Genomic DNA, 269 nt, shown 5'->3' with positions numbered 1-269 from the left:
CACGCAGTTGATCGCCAGCAAGTTCGCGTTGCATGCGGCCGAGCGGTTGATCGAAGTCGGCGGCGCGCCGGCGACGGCGCGCGAACACAACCTCGACCGGCACTGGCGCAACCTGCGCACGATCTACAGCCACAACCCGTTGCTGCACAAGGCGCGCGTGATCGGCGACTACGAGTTGAACGGCGTGACGTCGCACCTGACCGAAGAGCGCGTGTTCTGATCCGGCCGCGCGCGGCCATGCGCAACTCGTCGGGACGGCGGAGCAGATC

General features: G+C 67.3%; 1 pseudogene. It reads left to right on the top strand.

From position 1 onward, the window contains the following. Positions 1–220 (top strand): annotated as a pseudogene (locus KVT39_RS36910) (acyl-CoA dehydrogenase); the annotation flags it as partial. Positions 221–269: the final 49 nt, after the last annotated feature.

The sequence above is a fragment of the Burkholderia sp. GbtcB21 genome, assembly GCF_019091065.1.
GTDB lineage: Bacteria > Pseudomonadota > Gammaproteobacteria > Burkholderiales > Burkholderiaceae > Burkholderia > Burkholderia pyrrocinia_C.
Note: the sequence above shows the minus strand (reverse complement) of the source record. Positions and strands in the feature narration are given on the sequence as shown.